Origin of the sequence: Lentzea sp. NPDC006480 (assembly GCF_040611995.1) — a bacterium.
Classification (GTDB): domain Bacteria; phylum Actinomycetota; class Actinomycetes; order Mycobacteriales; family Pseudonocardiaceae; genus Lentzea.
In genome coordinates, this window is record NZ_JBEXPJ010000202.1 from 1 (window position 1) to 15,276 (window position 15,276).

A 15,276-nucleotide genomic window follows, 5' to 3' on the forward strand; every position below is an offset into this window, starting at 1 on the left:
GTCGCCGGGGCGACGGTGCGAGGTTGCTGATACGGGTACCGCCGTCCCCGGTGACGATCACCGCGCCCATCTGGTGGTGGGTCCCCAGCTGCTCGGCGAGCCGCTTGATCGGCCCGGTTGCGTCAGCCGGATCTCGACAGGCCTCGACGACCACCCAGATCGGCCGCGCACGCTGCTCGTCTGAAGTACTTCATCGGTCGGCCCATCAGCACCTCATCATCCAGACTTAATGGTCTCCACCAATTCCTGTCCGGAACACTTGCAGCGAAATGCTGGGACCGGAGGTACGGTGTTCGTAGCGCTGAGCAACTGTTTCGCCGGGCAACACCCGGCTGTGCGGCCAAATATGTCGTCCGCGCTGTCGTATCCGTCACGGCATGAAAGGGCCTCGATCACTCAGCTGCTTGGGAGCACAATTGAAGCAACAACACGGCTCCGTCCCCGCAGCCGAACTCGGTCGGGCCCCGCGCGTGCAGTTGCTGGGTCCGGTGCGCGTGTGGCTGGGGGACCTGGAGGTCACGCTGGGTTCCGGTCAGGCACGGGCGATCTTGGGGATGCTCGCGATGGCGTCCGGCACCATCGTGACCACCCGCGATCTGGTCACGGGGTTGTGGGGCGAGAACGTTCCACAGTCGGCGAAAGGCATCCTGCACACCCACATATCGGCGTTGCGGCGGGCGTTGCGCCCGCACCAGGAGCTGTTGCGATCCGCGGGAACGGGCTACCTGCTGCAGGTGGACCGCGACCAGGTGGACGCGTTGCGCCTCGTGGATGCCGAAAAAATCGTCCGCACGCAGCTCGCCGCCGGCGCGCCAGCCGCCGCACTTGAGGCAGCGAGCACCGCTCTGACCCTGTGGCACGGTGAACCACTGTCCGGCGTCCCAGGACCCCGCATTGCCGGTGTGCGCTCCCGGCTCACCGAACTCCATCACACGATGGTGGAGCTGCGGGCCGAAGCACTGCTCGCGCAGGGTCGGCCGGACCAGGCGGTGGCCGATCTGACCGCGTTTCTCGCTGTTGATCGGTTCCGCGACGCGGCGCGCGAGTTGTTGATGCGGGCGCTGCACCGGAGTGGCCGGATCGCTGAAGCGCTCGACCTGTTCCGAGAGACCCGTACCCTCTACGTGGCCGAGCTTGGAATCGAACCCAGCGAGTCGTTGCGCGAACTGCGCGACCGCATCCTGGCCGATGACCACGACCCCGTTGTCGCGCAGAGGACTTCGGTCGAACCGCCGCTGGGACCACCGTTGTTCGGCCGTGCGACCGAACTGGAGGTCGTGCGGGTCGCAATGAACAACCTCGCAGCGGGCACCGGATCGGCGATCTGGGTCGAGGGTGAGATGGGGATCGGCAAGTCCGCGCTGTTGGGCGCCGCACTGGGAATGGCCGAACAGTTGTCCTGCCAGCGGGCCTACGCGGCTGCCGAAGAGCTGGGGCAACGCTTTCCGCTCCGGCTTGCGTTGGAGTGCCTGGAGATCGACGCGCACACCACCGACGACCGGAAGGCCGCGATCTGGCAGGCACTGCACGACGATGACGGCTCCAGCGTGTCGCTCGGCGGCGGGCTGCCGGTCTTCGGCGCCATCGACAAGATCGTCGGCCTGGTCGAGGAGCTGTGTGCGAGCGGTCCGCTCGCTGTCGTGTTCGACGACGTGCAATGGTCGGACGAGGCCAGTCTCGAGGTAATACACCGGCTGAGTTCGCTGACCCCGTCGCTGCCGTTGCTGGTGATCGGCGCTGCACGACCGTCGCCGACGCGGGCAGAGGTGACGCAGCTCCGGGTGGCGGTGGGCTCTGTGCACGGCGACGTGCTCGACCTGCACCCGTTGACCGACGATGCGGTCGACGGCATGATCGGCGCTCTGTTGGGAGCGCGCCCAGGTGACGAGCTGCGGCGGATCTCGACGCGTGCGGAGGGCAACCCGTTGTTCGTACGGGAGATGGCGGACATCTTGCTGCGCGACGAGGCTGTGCGAATCGACAGCGACACCGCTGAAGTCAGCCCTGGCGCATTCGACCAGATTCCATACTCGCTGTTGTCCGCGGTCGCAGACCGGCTGGACCTCCTTTCGGCCGGCACACACGACCTATTGCGCTGGGCCGCGTTACTGGGCACCGAATTCGCGGTCTCGGACCTGGCCACAGTCAGTGAACAGCCGATCGCGGAGGTGCTGCCCGCGATCGAGGAGGCGATCGCCGCGAGTGTGCTGCGCGAGGCCGGGGACCGGCTGGCGTTCCGGCATCCGTTCCTGCGACAGGCGCTTTACGGCCGCATGCCGCTTGGCTTGCGGATCGCACTGCACCACCAGGCGGCTGAGATACTGGCCCGCTCTGGCGCGACTCCCGCGTTCGTCGCGGGTCAGGTGCTGGCTGCGGGGGAGATGAGCCCGTGGTCACTCAAGTGGCTCGTCGGCGTGGCGTCGGCGTTGACGAGCCAGGCGCCGATCGCGTGCATCGAATTGCTGGAGCGCGCGCTGGAGGTCAGCGGCGTTGGAGAGCGGGCCACGCTCATGACCTTCCTGAGCAGGGCACTGTTCCGCGTCGGCCGAGACGCGGAGGCTGAATACCACGCGCGGCGCGCATTGCAGCTGCTCAATGATCCGGACCTGGCGGCTGAGATGCGCTGGATCATGGCTTACGTGCCGTATCGAGCGTCGAGGGCCACCGAGTCCATCGACGAGTTGGAGATCGCGCTCGCGGACACCGGTCTGCCCGACCTCTGGCGCGCGCGGCTGCTTTCGTTGCTGTCGTTGGTGTTGCGCGCAGGTCCCGGCGATTTGGAGGCCGCCTCCGAGCGGGCACATGAAGGCATCGACTTGGGCGAGCGGGCGCGCGATCCGTTCTCGGTCGGACAGTCGCTGGAGGTTCTGTGGCAGGTCGACGCAGTACGGCGTGATTACGTCCGGGCGGCCGGCCATCTCGACCGGGCGCTCGCAGTGATCGGCACCGACGCAAGCCTGACCGATCTCCGGCTCGTCCTGCTGGACAACCGGCTGTTCACGCTGCAGTGCTTGGACAGGCTGGACGAGGCGAGTGAGACGTTGCGGCAGGCGTTCGACATTGCGGCTCAGCGCGGTGCGCCGGACGCGGGGTTGCAGGTCGCCGCCGCAGTGCACCAGTTCTGGCTGGGCGACTGGGATGACAGCACCACCAGGATCCAGCGCGTACTGAGCAAGTCGGCTTTCACCGGCTTCGGGTTGCGCGAGGGCGGGCCTGTGCTGCTGATGCACGGCGTGGGCGCGTTGATCGCCGTGCACCGCGACGACGACGTGGCATTGTCCGAGCACCTCTTGGCCGGGGCGAGCCTGCCGATGGTGACCGAGTTCGACCGGGAGAACTGCGACTTCCTGCAGGCGGCGCGCGCGATGGCCGCCGCGCGAACCGGTGATGTCGCGGGTGCGATCGAGATGTTCGCGATGCTGCTCGACCGCCGCTACGCGCAGATGATGTTGCGGCATCAGTGGCTGCCCGACCTGGTTCGCCTGGCCCTCGCCGTCGAGGACCACCGGACGGCGCTGGCTGCGGCGGATGCCTGTGCTGAGGAAGCGGCGAAGGAAACGGTGCCAGCACGTGCGTCGGCGGCTGCCCGCCGCTGCCGTGCCCTCGTTGAGTCTGATGTGGACGGTTTGCGCGCGGTGGCAGGTCACTATCGGACGGTCGGCCGGAAGACCGAGCTCGGACAGACGCTCGAAGACCTGGCGATCGCTGAGCACGCAGCTGGAAACATGGCCGCTGCGACGACGGCGGCAGACGGGGCGAGTCAGGTCTACCACGACCTGAAGGCTCACTGGGATCTCAGCCGCCTGTGGACTCGGCTGGGGCGGAACCCGGACTGAGAAGTGACGCAACGACTACTTCGCCGCATTTGACATGCCGAGGGCCCCCACATGTCGCTCGGCTGCCCAAAACAGCGCGGCTCACACCGCACCGACCGGGCCGCTGGTCTCCTGCGGCGCGAGTCAGGTCGGGCGCAGATGGGTCTTCGACCAGAGACGCCACGCACGCGGATCTTCCGGGCACTCCTTGCGGCCGGCCTCGGCCATCCGCAACCTCACCCGAGCACCGCCGAGCCGTCCCTTGTCGACGACGATGCGGCCGCCGGTTGACTCCACGGCTGTCCGAGCGATGTCGAGGCCGAGCCCGGTCGACCCGGAGCCGCTCGCACCCCGACGCAACGCCCCGCTGGGATCGGCGAAACCGGGCCCGCCGTCCTCGACCACGAGCGTGACCCAGCCTGCATGCCGCACCACATCGACCGCTACTGCGGCGCAGGGAGGTGTGTGTTGAAAAACGTTGGCCAGCAATGTGTCCACGACCGCGTCGATCTGGTCGCGCGCGAGCGGGACTCGCGCCGTCTCCGTTGTCGTCCGAACCTCGAAGCTGCGGTTCTGCGCCCCGGCGAAAGCCGACCAGAACGTCATCCGGTCGGTCACCGCAGCGGCCAGATCGCAGGCCTGGGAGGCCGGTGCAGTCGAACTTGGTCGCAGCACGCCGATGATCCGGTTGACATCGCGCTCGAGCTCGTCCACAGAGGCGCGGACCCGGTTCTCGGCATCGCCCGTGCCGATTGCGTCGGTGTTCAGTCGCAACGCGGTGAGCGGCGTGCGTAGCCGGTGGGAGATGTCCGCGACCATTTCCCGTTCGTTGGCGAGCAACACCTCCGTCCGGTCCGCCGTCGCGTTGATCGCGTCCGCAAGTTCCGTCAGCTCAGCAGGTCCGTGGACTCGGACGCGGCCGCCACCTTCCCGCGCGACCTGGGTGAGCACGGTGAGCGCTCGGGTGACCGGGCGAAGAGGTCGCCGGCCTAGCGGAACGGCGACCGCTAGACCCACCAAAGCGATCGCGAGTGTGAGGACCATGGTGAACAGCGGCAACGGAACCGGGCCGGGAACCACAGATACGACGGCGTTGCCACCGTCCGCGGCGCGCAGCGGCAGTGTGACGACAGGATCGTCGTTGCTCATGCCAAGCGTGTCACCGTCGCTGAGTCGTGCTGTCAGCCGACCAGACCTTCCCGCGGCCGTGCGGCCGATCGCCGCGCGAACGACGTCCCTGTCGGTGCTGGCGGTCAGCACTTCCGCGACGACGGTCGCGTCCCGGACATCCGCCGCATAGACCAGATCGTGTTCGTGTTGTACCGAGAGCACGATGACGAACAACATCAGCAGCGCGGTCAGGGCCCCGCAGGCACGGAAGAGCGCGTGTGTGGTGAGCTGCCTCATTCCGGTTCCGCGAGGCGATAGCCAACCCCTCGGATCGTGTGCAGGTAGCGTGGCTCGGCGGCGGTCTCGCCAAGCTTGCGGCGCAACCACGACATGTGCACATCAATCGTTCGATCGTCCGAAATGGACACCTGATCCCAGACGGCCTCACACAGTTCGCGCCTGCTGACAACGCAGCCGTGTCGTTGTGCCAGGTAGGCCAGCAAGTCGAACTCCCGCCTGCTGAGGTCGAGCGTCTTGTCACCAAGCGTGGCGCGCCGCCTGCTCAGGTCGATCTGGAGCTCGCCGAGATCGATCATGTCACCCGGCGCTCCGATGCGCGTCGAGGGTCGGCTTCGGCGCAGTAGCGCGTTGATCCGTGCGGCGAGATGCTTGCTGGAGAAGGGTTTCACGATGTAGTCGTCCGCACCCGCATTCAGCGAGCGAACGACGGACTCCTCGTCACCGCGCGCCGTAGCGACGATCACAGGGGCGTTGCTGACGCTGCGAAGCATCGTCAGTGCAACTGTGCCGTCCAGGTCTGGCAGACCAAGATCGAGCACCACGACGTCGAACTCAGTCGCGGCCGCGCCCTGCAACGCGGCTGCTGCAGTGCTCACAGCCTGTGTCACGAGGCCGAGTCCGCGCAGTGCGTGCACCAGGGCCATCTGGACCGCGGGATCATCCTCGACCACAAGCGCTCTCGGCATCTTGCCAGAGTAGGTGGGCCAAGGTGACAGTCCCGCTCACAAGGGTTGTCCGGACACGCGACTGTTCCCTTATGACCCTTATTCCGATCGTTCTCTGCGCTTAGGCCTCCGTTAGGGTGGGGCGGCTTAATGTTCCCCGCTACACCGCACTCGCGGTGCCTCAGTTCACAATGTTGTGGAGTTGGTGTGGCGGAACTGGTGCTTGCCGGTCTGGGCAAGGCATACGGCGACGGCACTCGTGCCGTGACGGACCTGGATCTGGACATCCGGGACGGCGAATTCCTCGTGCTCGTTGGCCCGTCCGGGTGTGGAAAGACCACCGCGTTGCGGATGGTCGCGGGTCTGGAGACCATCAGCGAGGGCACGATCCGAATCGGTGATCGCGTCGTCAACGACGTGCCGTCCCGTGATCGCGATGTCGCAATGGTGTTTCAGTCTTATGCGCTGTATCCACATCTGGACGTCTTCGACAACATCGCGTTTGGACTCACCCTGCGCAAGATGCCCAAGAAGGAGATCGAGCAGCGCGTACGCCGCGTCGCGGAGGTGTTGGAGCTCTCCGAACACCTCGATCGCAAGCCGCGCAACCTTTCTGGCGGACAGCGACAACGCGTGGCGATGGGGCGGGCGATGGTGCGGGCCCCGCAGGTGTTCCTGATGGACGAGCCTCTGTCCAATCTGGACGCGAAACTGCGAGTGCAGATGCGAGCTCAAATCGCACGGATGCAACGTGATCTCCATGTCACGACGGTGTACGTCACCCACGACCAAACCGAGGCAATGACGCTGGGCGACCGAGTCGCGGTGATGAAACGCGGTGTGTTGCAACAGGTTGGTCCACCTCAAGAGCTCTATGACCGTCCAGTGAACCTTTTCGTGGCCGGATTCATCGGTTCTCCGGGAATGAACCTGCTGATCGCCCGCTTGCAGGTGGACAACGCCGGGCAGCACTGGGTGATTTTCAACTCGGACTCCCTGCGGCTGCCGGAGTCCGTTCTCCGCGAACGGCCCGCCCTGGCGAACTACGTCGGCCGGGATGTCGTGTTGGGGATCCGGCCGGAAGACATGGAGGACGGAACCCTCGTGGAGCAGGTCGAGGGTGCGCTGCTGCACACGGTCGCCGATCTGGTCGAGGCAATGGGGTCGGACGTGCTCGTTCACTTCCCGGTGGACGCCGATGAAGCCGACACAGATGACACGCGCGCGCTGGCAGAGGACTCGGGTGCCGCCGACGTGCCCGTCGGCGGCACGGGCACCGTGCTGGTGGGCCGGTTCAGCCCCCGTTCACAGATCTACGAGGGACAGGACGTCGCCGTCTGGGTCGACACGTCCCGCCTGCACTTCTTCGACCCGGCCACCGGTGTCGCAATCTGGAACGAGGAGTAGTCATGAGACTAAGCATCATCGCGGGTCTGTGCGCTGTGGCGCTCGCCGCAACTGCCTGCGGGGCGGGCGAGGCCGGCTCGGACCGCGCGCTGGCCGGGCAGACGGTCGATGTCATCGGCACGTGGTCCGGTGAGGAGCAGGTGCACTTCGAGAAGGTCCTCGACGCGTTCTCCAAGAAGACCGGAGCGCAGGTCAGGTACACGGGTGCCGGTGACGAGTTGCCGACCGTCGTGCAGACCAGGGTTTCTGGCGGCACACCGCCGAGCATTGCGCTCGTGGCGCAGCCGGGTTTCGCGGCACAGCTCGCGAAGTCCGGCGCGATCAAGCCGGTGGGTGCTGAGGTGGAGGACGCTGTCACGGCGAACTACGCGCCGATTTGGAAGCAGCTCGGCAGCTTCGACAACCGGCTCTACGGCGTGTATTTCAAGGTCGCCAACAAGTCCACGGTTTGGTACAACCAGAAGGCGTTCGAAGCCGCCTCCTTGCCGGTCGAGAAACCCGCCACATGGGACAAATTCCTCGCAACTTCCCGCGCGCTAGCGGACGCGGGCACGCCGGCGGTCTCGATCGCGGGCGCCGACGGGTGGACGCTCACCGACTGGTTCGAGAACGTCTATCTGCGTACTGCGGGTCCCGACAACTACGACAAACTCACACGGCACGAGATCCCCTGGACCGATGAGACCGTGCGGGTGGCGCTACGTGAACTCGCCAAGTTGTTCGGTGACGCGAAACTGGTCCAGGGCGGCTCGTCGGGGGCGTTGCAGACCGAGTTCGCGAAGTCTGTGACGAACGTCTTCGACGACCCCTCCCAGGCAGCCATGGTGTACGAGGGTGACTTCGTCGCCGGCGTCATCAGCTCCAGCACCAAGACCGTCGTGGGACAGGACGCGGGCTTCTTCCCGTTCCCGTCGCTGAACGGCAGCGCTCCGTCGGTCGTCACTGGCGGCGACATGGCCGTGCAGTTCAAGGACGACGCTGCTACGACCAAGCTGATGCAGTTCCTCGCTTCGCCGGAGTCTGGATCGGTGTGGGCGGCCGACGGTGGTTACCTCTCCGCGAACAAGGGCATCGAGCCGAAGGCGTATCCCAATGAGGTGACCCATGAGCTTGCCCAGCAGATCCTCGATGCGGGTGACAACGTGCGGTTCGATATGTCCGACCTCACGCCTGCAGCGTTCGGCGGCACCAAGGGCGCGGGCATGTGGAAGGCACTCCAGGACTTCCTCGGTGACCCCACGAAGATCGACGAGACGATGCAAGGTCTTGAGTCAGCCGCGGGTAAGGCCTACAAGCCATGACCCACGTGCTGCGCGCACGCAGAGCGGCCGAGCCAGGGCGATCCCCTGGCAAGGCCGTGCTGTTCCTCCTCCCCGCGCTGCTGATCCTGGGTGCACTGGTCGTCTACCCGTTGGTCTACTCGCTGCTGCGCAGCTTCTTCGACGCGAGTGGCGACAAGTTCGTCGGCGTCCACAACTATGTCGAGACGTTCACTGACCCGCGCACGCTCATCGCCTTCCGCAACAACGTGATCTGGGTGGTCGTCGCCCCCGCTGCGGTCACCTGCCTCGGTCTGATCTTCGCGGTGCTGACCGAACGGATCAGGTGGGCCACGGCGTTCCGGCTGATCCTCTTCATGCCGATGGCGATCTCCCTGTTCGCCTCCGGAATCATCTTCCGGCTGGTCTACGAGGAGGACCCGGCGCGCGGTGTGGTGAACGCGGCGATGGTAGGGGTACATGACGTTTTCTCTCCGCCATCACCCTATCCCGGTGCTCGCCCGCGGTCCGGTCTCACGGCCGGCGACCTCGGATACACCAGCACCGCGACGGTTTCACCTGGCGACGTTGTGTCGCTGCCGTTGGTCGGGTACTCGCCGCAGCGACTGCCCAACACCGCGCGCTCCGCGTCGAAGTCCGAAAGCGGCCACAGGGAGGTGCGTGGTGTGGCATGGCTGGACGTGTCGGCGAGTGGCCGCTCGGGTGAGATTGATCCCACCGAACGCGGGATGCCTGGCCTCACCGTCGAGATCCTGCGTGACGGGGCCGTGCTGTCGACAACGACGACGGGTGACGACGGCAGGTTCGTCTTCCCGGACCTGGCGCCGGGGCAGTACTCACTACGACTGCCGTCCAGCGCCTTCGCGTTGCCGTTCCGGGGTCTCACCTGGCTCGGTCCGACCCTGGTCACTCCGGTGATCATCTCGTCGTGGATCTGGATCATGACGGGCTTCGCGATCACGTTCATCGCGGCCGGGTTGTCGGCGATTCCCCGTGACGCGCTGGAAGCCGCACGGGTGGACGGTGCGACCGAGTGGCAGGTGTTCCGGCGGGTCACCGTGCCGCTGCTGGCCCCGCTGTTGCTCACGGTCTTCGTCACGCTCGTGATCAACGTGCTGAAGATCTTCGAGCTGGTCTTCGTGATCGCACCGGGCTCGGTGCAGGAGGAAGCGAACGTGCTGGCGCTGCAGATGTGGCAGGTGTCCTTCGGCGCCGGTGGTGACCAGGGTGTCGGCAGCGCTCTGGCGATCATCCTCTTCCTGTTGGTGGCTCCGGCGATGCTCTACAACATCCGCAGGTTCCGACGGGAGCGATCGTGACCACAGTTTTGCCCCGTGAAGCCCGCTCGTCGCAGGTTGTCGAGGTGCCCGTGACCGGGTCGCCGAAACGCGGCCCGCTCACGAGGTTCATTGGGAAGCTTGGCAACGGCGCGGTGCAGGTTGGCCTGGCGCTGGTCGCACTGTTCTGGCTGATGCCGGTGTTCGGGCTGCTGGTCGCATCGCTGCGAGGTGAGCAGGCCAACACTGCGAGCGGCTGGTGGACGATCTTCACCAGGCCCGCCGAGATCACCCTGAAGAACTACGCCGATCTCGCTGGCAACGAGGCGATCTGGCAGTCGTTTCTCAACACTGTGTACATCGCGGTGCCGTCGACGGTGCTGGTCGTGGTGATCTCGTCACTGGCGGCGTACGCGTTGTCGTGGATCGACTTCCCTGGCCGAGATTGGCTCACCGTCGGTGTGGTGGGACTGCTTGTGATGCCGATCCAGGTGGCGTTGATCCCGGTAGCCAAGCTGTTCGGGACGTTGGGTCTGTTCGGCACCATCACCGGCGTCGTGCTGTTCCACGTCGCGTTCGGTCTGCCGTTCGCGGTCTTCCTGCTGCGCAACTTCTTCACGGGCATTCCGGTCGACCTGGTGGAGGCCGCGAGGATGGACGGTGCGACCGAGTGGGTGGTGTTTCGCCGAGTGGTCCTGCCGATCGCGAAGCCCGCGCTGGCCTCACTGACGATCTTCCAGTTCCTCTGGGTGTGGAACGATCTGCTGGTGGCGCTGGTGTTCGCGGACCAGGACTCCGCACCGATCACCGTGGCGTTGCGATCGCAGTTGCGGCAGTTCGGTGCGAACATCGACCTGCTGTCCACTGGAGCGTTTCTGTCCATGGTGGTGCCGCTGGCGGTGTTCTTGGCGTTCCAGAAGTACTTCGTGCAAGGGGTTCTCGCAGGTTCCACCAAATAGTCTCGAGGCGTGGGTGTCTCCTGCCCGCTAGCGGAGACGCTCACGCCTCTTCCATCCTCGGTGTGGACGTGGTCTCGTCGATTCGCTCGGCACACCGCGAGATCCGCTGCTGGCATCGCCCATCAACGGTCATTCGGTTCGGGCAGACCTGCTTCACACCAGTTCGCAAACGTGGACTACGCCTGCCGTCACGCCAGGCGTCAGTGTCGGCCGTCAGATCTGGCGTATGCGCTCGTGCGAGGTCGGCGACGACGTTGGGCACTACTGCAAACATGTCGCGTTGTTGTCGCAGCTACAGATTAGTAATTGTGCAGTGTGTGGGCGCGGGACGCCGGCGTGGTTGTGACGGCGGGAACCGGCCGCGGATGTTGGTGAGTTGTGACCGCAGTCAGGGGCGCCGGGCTTGATCAATGTCGGCGGGAAGTGACCGTACCTGTTCGGGTGACGTCAGGGGAGCGAGGTGGTCAAGTTCCCAGGTGAGGTGATGGCGTTTGCCGGGGGAAGTTTCGCGACTTGCCGAGGGCTGTGAACAGGAACGAAAGGGCACATCGCATTGCCAGGGAACGCAGGAACCGTGCGACGGGGGACGTGGCCTTGGTACAACGGACGCGTGAAAACGCTTCCGATGGTGACGGTGCGCTGCTAATCCGTACCGATTTCGACCAGCAACAGGTCTGGGACGACCTGTGTGAGTTGATCCGCAAGTACCCTGCTGAGGGGCTGCTCACGGATCTGCTGCTCATCGACGATTCCTGTTACGAGGGCGCGACGGCGGAGCAGTTGCTGAACCTGGTGCCGGACGATGCCGGATACCCGTACATCGCGATAGCGGATGCGGTCACCGCCGAGCTGGCAGAGCGGCCGCAGGACCGCAGCTTGCTCATTGTCGACAGCGGCTACCTCGACGACGAGGATGAGGCAGGAGGCACGCTCCGCGCTCTCGTCTCCGAATTCCCTTCGATCGACGCCAATCTCTCCATCGCCAACATGGAATTCGGCGATTACGCCGAAGCGGCCGACGTGGACGGTGTGTTCCGCGGCTTCTAAGTCCGCGGGCCTTTCCTGTGCAGGTCGATGTCCACCGGCGTGCGCTGAAGGATCCGATTTGGGCTGCGGGATTCCCCGAGCGGGCGCGGGCTGGTCATCCCTTTTTCTTTCCTGGCACCGTGCTTTCGTGCTGGACACGGCGGCTGTGGGCGAGCCGGTAAGACTTTGTGCCTGTTTCGATGATGTTGCCGCCGACGGTCAGCCGGTCGACGATGGCGGCGCAGAGGCGCGGGTCGGTGAAGGTCTTGGTCCAGCCGGCGAACGATTCGTTCGAGGCGATCGCGACGGAGGCTTTCTCTTCGCGTTCGGTCAGCACCTGGAAGAGGAGTTCGGCGCCGCGGCGGTCGAGCTCCATGTATCCGAGTTCGTTGATGTAGAGAAGGTCGACGCGGCCGTAACGGGCGATCGTCTTGGTGAGCATGAGGTCGTCGGCGGCCTCGACGAGTTCGTTGACCAGCTTGGTGGCCAGGTGTACTTGACCCGGAATCCGGCCATCGCGGCCTCGGTGCCGAGCGCGATCAGCAGGTGCGACTTGCCGGTGCCGGAGTCGCCGATCAGGCAGAGCGGCAGTCCTTTCTTGACCCACTCGCAAGTGGCGAGGGTGTGGATGACAGCCGGGTCGACGTTGAGGTTCTCGTCGAAGTCGAAGCCCCGCAACGACTTCTCGCGTGGGAACGCGGCCGCCTTGATGCGGCGCTCGGAACGTCTCCGGACCCGGTCGTCGCATTCGGCCATGCGCAGTTCGGCGAGGAAGCCGCGGTAGGACATCTGGTCGCGGCCGGCGGTCTCGGCGATGTCGGGGAACTGGGCGCGGATGGTCGGCAGCCGCAGCGCCCGGCAGGCCTGGTCGATGGCGGCGGTGGCGGCCTGCTCGGTCAACCCGCGGCGACGGGTGGTGGGCATCAGCGGGTTCCTTCCCTGCGTCGGTGGCTCGGCAGAAGCTGGTCGTAGACCGCGACCGAGGGCAGCGGCCGGGTGTCGGGTGGCAGCTGCGCGAGCCGGCGCAGCGTCAGCGGCGTGACCGCCGCCCCCGGCGCCGGAACGGGTTCCGGGTCGTGGGCGGTGTCGGCGGATTTGCGGGCCTCCAGCGCGACCGCGTCCGCAGTGAGCGCGCCCGCGCGCAGCCCGGCCACGACGTGCTCGTGGGCCAGGTGCCGGTGCAGCAGCAGCACTTCGATCAGCGCGCGGGTGCCGTCGGCCTTGCGGGCCGCGGCTCACCACGCGTCGTGCACCGGCGTGAACTTCCCGGCGGCGCGGACCTGCTCGAGCGCGGTCGCGCCGGCCAGCGCTCCGGGTTTGCGCAGCAGCGCCTCGAGGTAGTGGTCGAGTTCCAGGCGGGTGCCACCCTTGGCCAGCAGCCGTTCGTGCCGGGCGATGTCGGTCCGGCCGTCGAACACCACCAGTTCGGAGGCGTGCAGCAGGACCCGGACCCGGCGGCCGATCAGCCGGACCGGGACTGAGTACTGGTTGGTGCGCACGGGAATCTGGGCGTAGCGGTTGACCCGCGAGGTGAACCCCAGCGACCGGTCTCGAACGGCTCGTCCGGCAGCGGCCGCAGCTGCGGGGCCTCGATCGCGAACATGTCGCCGACGGTGCGCGGGCGGACCCCGATGCGGCGGGCGTCGTCGGCGACGTCGAACGCGTTGATCGTCGCGTTCAGCTCGGCCAGCGACTCGACCTCGGGGACCGGGACGAGGTGGTTGCGGCAGAACCAGCCGATCTGGCCTTCGACGCGACCTTTCTCGTGCGCGCCGGTCAGCCCAGGTGGCAGTAGAACGGTTCGACGCCCCAGTGGGACCTGAACGCGACCCACCTCTCGGTCTCGACCCGGTGCCGGGAAAAGCCGATCACCTGCGCGACCGCGGCCTTGAGGTTGTCGTAGCGGATCCGCCCGGCCGGGACCCCGCCCAACACCCGGAACGCCTGCTTGTGGCCCCCGAAGAACGCCTCCCGCCCGCCCGAGGCGAACGCGCGGTGCACGGGCTTGCCGGAGAACGAGCAGCGCAGCGCGAACAGGAAACAGGTGACCACGTGCCGCGCAGCCGGACCGCGATCTCCCCGAAGTCGACCTCGGCCTCCACCCCCGGCCGGTGCGCCTGCGGGATGAACGCCGTCGCCGGGCCCCGCCCGCCTGCGGCGCGGATCTCCGGTTGCCGGGCCGCGACGTAGGCGCGCACCACCTGATACGACACGTCGGACATGCCGTGCTTGTCGATCAGCCGGTCGAAGATCCGCTTCACCGTGTGCCGCTGTTTGCGCGGCGCGTCCAGGTCCGCGCGCAGGAATTCGTCGATCACCGGCTTGAACGGGTCCAGCTTCGACGGCCGCCGCGGAGGCTTCTTCCGCGCCTCCGGCCACGCCGAGGACAGCGCCTTCACCACCGTCCGCCGTCCGACGTTATGCTTGCGCTCCTGCGCGCGCCCCGACATACCCGACCGGGCGTCCCGGCGGATCGCGGCGTACAGCTCTACCTTCGGGCGTACAGCTCTACCTTCGACTGTGGAGGCATCCCGTGCTCCCTCGTGAAGCACAGGCATCATCCCACCGCAAGCCCCGGCTGCGGCCAAAACTCACGGATACAGACTTCGCCGCCATGCACAGTGCGGTCGCCGCCGACGAACAAATGCGGTCACACCAGACCGACAAAACTACGTCGGTGACGTTCTGGACCACTGTGATGTCGGGTCATATCTGGAGAATCGGCCAGAAGCCCGTCCGGACCATGACGGGCCCTCGGCTATGAGCGCGGAGATCACGCACACCTCGAGTGGCAGTTCGGCCGTCGTTGTCCCGTCCCACTGGTGAGGTTCGTCCACCCGTTCCCGGTGAGCCGCACGTCGACCTCCGCACTCTGGGCGGGGTGCGTTTTGGGAAGTAGGTGTAGGGCTCGTGGAGTATTTCCTTGAGCGGGCGAGGGGTGGGGGCGCCCTGCGGAGGTTCCTTCTTGGCAATTGGCATGCTTCATGCTTTGAAGCCCAGGCCTGCCAGCATGGAGGTGTCCGAGAGCAGGCCGGGTTCGGCCAACGTGAAGCCGGCGAACATCTGCATGACCTTGCGTCGTCTGCGCGGGTGCAGGGATTTGCCTGTGCCGGCGATCAGCGGCGTGGTGTGGGGAGTGAGCTGTCCGGCGAACCACGGCGTCAGGTGGGTGAGGGCAAGCGCGCTGCCTGTCGCGAGGATTTCGCCGTAGAACGGTAGGAACGTCAACGCTCGGGCGTTGTCCGGTAGTAGGTGGGGTAGGCCCACTGCCAAGACACCGATCGGCTTGTGAAGTTCCAGGGTTCCCGCGCAGATCGGGGGGATCAGGACCTTGTTCAGGTGGGTGGCGTCGGCCTGCAAGAAGGTGGCCCGGTTGTGGCGGGCAGTCATCAGGCGGCCGTGTTCGACGACTGCTGGATCGGTGTCGACGTGGATAA

11 protein-coding genes and 1 pseudogene are annotated in these 15,276 nt (G+C 66.3%); 6 read left to right on the forward strand and 6 right to left on the reverse strand.

Annotated features, from left to right (window positions below):
- The first annotated feature begins 416 nt into the window (after positions 1 to 416).
- Complete coding sequence (locus ABZX92_RS40985) at positions 417 to 3,836, forward strand: BTAD domain-containing putative transcriptional regulator (protein WP_355570873.1); 3,420 nt, start codon at positions 417 to 419, stop codon at positions 3,834 to 3,836.
- Between the two features lie 123 nt (positions 3,837 to 3,959).
- Here the strand turns inward: ABZX92_RS40985 and ABZX92_RS40990 are convergent, their stop codons facing one another.
- Together ABZX92_RS40990 and ABZX92_RS40995 are read right to left on the reverse strand one after the other, a co-directional pair.
- Positions 3,960 to 5,222 (reverse strand): HAMP domain-containing sensor histidine kinase, encoded by a 1,263-nt coding sequence (locus tag ABZX92_RS40990; protein ID WP_355570874.1) that lies wholly within the window; start codon positions 5,220 to 5,222, stop codon positions 3,960 to 3,962.
- Positions 5,219 to 5,911 (reverse strand): response regulator transcription factor, encoded by a 693-nt coding sequence (locus ABZX92_RS40995; protein WP_355570875.1) that lies wholly within the window; start codon positions 5,909 to 5,911, stop codon positions 5,219 to 5,221. Before ABZX92_RS40995 ends, ABZX92_RS40990 begins: the two co-directional genes overlap by 4 nt.
- A gap of 186 nt (positions 5,912 to 6,097) precedes the next feature.
- On the opposite strand from ABZX92_RS40995, the gene ugpC reads away from it, so the two are divergent.
- The 5 genes from ugpC (at position 6,098) to ABZX92_RS41020 (ending at position 11,860) form a co-directional block, all read left to right on the forward strand.
- The gene (ugpC, locus tag ABZX92_RS41000; RefSeq protein WP_355570876.1) at positions 6,098 to 7,297 is read left to right on the forward strand and encodes a sn-glycerol-3-phosphate ABC transporter ATP-binding protein UgpC; all 1,200 of its coding nucleotides are present in this window, start codon (positions 6,098 to 6,100) and stop codon (positions 7,295 to 7,297) included.
- A 2-nt stretch (positions 7,298 to 7,299) separates the two neighbouring features.
- Entirely contained in the window at positions 7,300 to 8,598 is a 1,299-nt protein-coding gene (locus tag ABZX92_RS41005; RefSeq protein WP_355570877.1) for an extracellular solute-binding protein, read from the forward strand.
- A complete protein-coding gene (locus ABZX92_RS41010; RefSeq protein ID WP_355570878.1) occupies positions 8,595 to 9,896 on the forward strand; it encodes an ABC transporter permease subunit in 1,302 nt (433 codons plus the stop codon). The genes ABZX92_RS41005 and ABZX92_RS41010 overlap by 4 nt, the downstream gene beginning before the upstream one ends.
- Positions 9,893 to 10,813, forward strand: coding sequence for a carbohydrate ABC transporter permease (locus ABZX92_RS41015; protein WP_355570879.1), 921 nt, complete (start codon positions 9,893 to 9,895; stop codon positions 10,811 to 10,813). Before ABZX92_RS41010 ends, ABZX92_RS41015 begins: the two co-directional genes overlap by 4 nt.
- Positions 10,814 to 11,401: 588 nt before the next feature.
- A complete protein-coding gene (locus tag ABZX92_RS41020; protein ID WP_355570880.1) occupies positions 11,402 to 11,860 on the forward strand; it encodes a hypothetical protein in 459 nt (152 codons plus the stop codon).
- Positions 11,861 to 11,954: 94 nt separating this feature from the next.
- Here the strand turns inward: ABZX92_RS41020 and ABZX92_RS41025 are convergent, their stop codons facing one another.
- From ABZX92_RS41025 to ABZX92_RS41040, 4 genes and pseudogenes are all read right to left on the reverse strand, one after another.
- Positions 11,955 to 12,281 (reverse strand): ATP-binding protein, encoded by a 327-nt coding sequence (locus tag ABZX92_RS41025; protein WP_355570881.1) that lies wholly within the window; start codon positions 12,279 to 12,281, stop codon positions 11,955 to 11,957.
- Positions 12,170 to 12,763, reverse strand: a complete 594-nt coding sequence (locus ABZX92_RS41030) for an ATP-binding protein (RefSeq protein ID WP_355570882.1) — start codon at positions 12,761 to 12,763, stop codon at positions 12,170 to 12,172. Before ABZX92_RS41030 ends, ABZX92_RS41025 begins: the two co-directional genes overlap by 112 nt.
- A pseudogene (istA, locus tag ABZX92_RS41035) lies at positions 12,763 to 14,397 on the reverse strand (IS21 family transposase). Before istA ends, ABZX92_RS41030 begins: the two are co-directional and overlap by 1 nt.
- 424 nt (positions 14,398 to 14,821) lie before the next feature.
- Positions 14,822 to 15,276, reverse strand: a 455-nt coding sequence (locus ABZX92_RS41040; RefSeq protein WP_355570883.1) for an SAM-dependent methyltransferase, incomplete at its 5' end; no start/stop codon positions are given.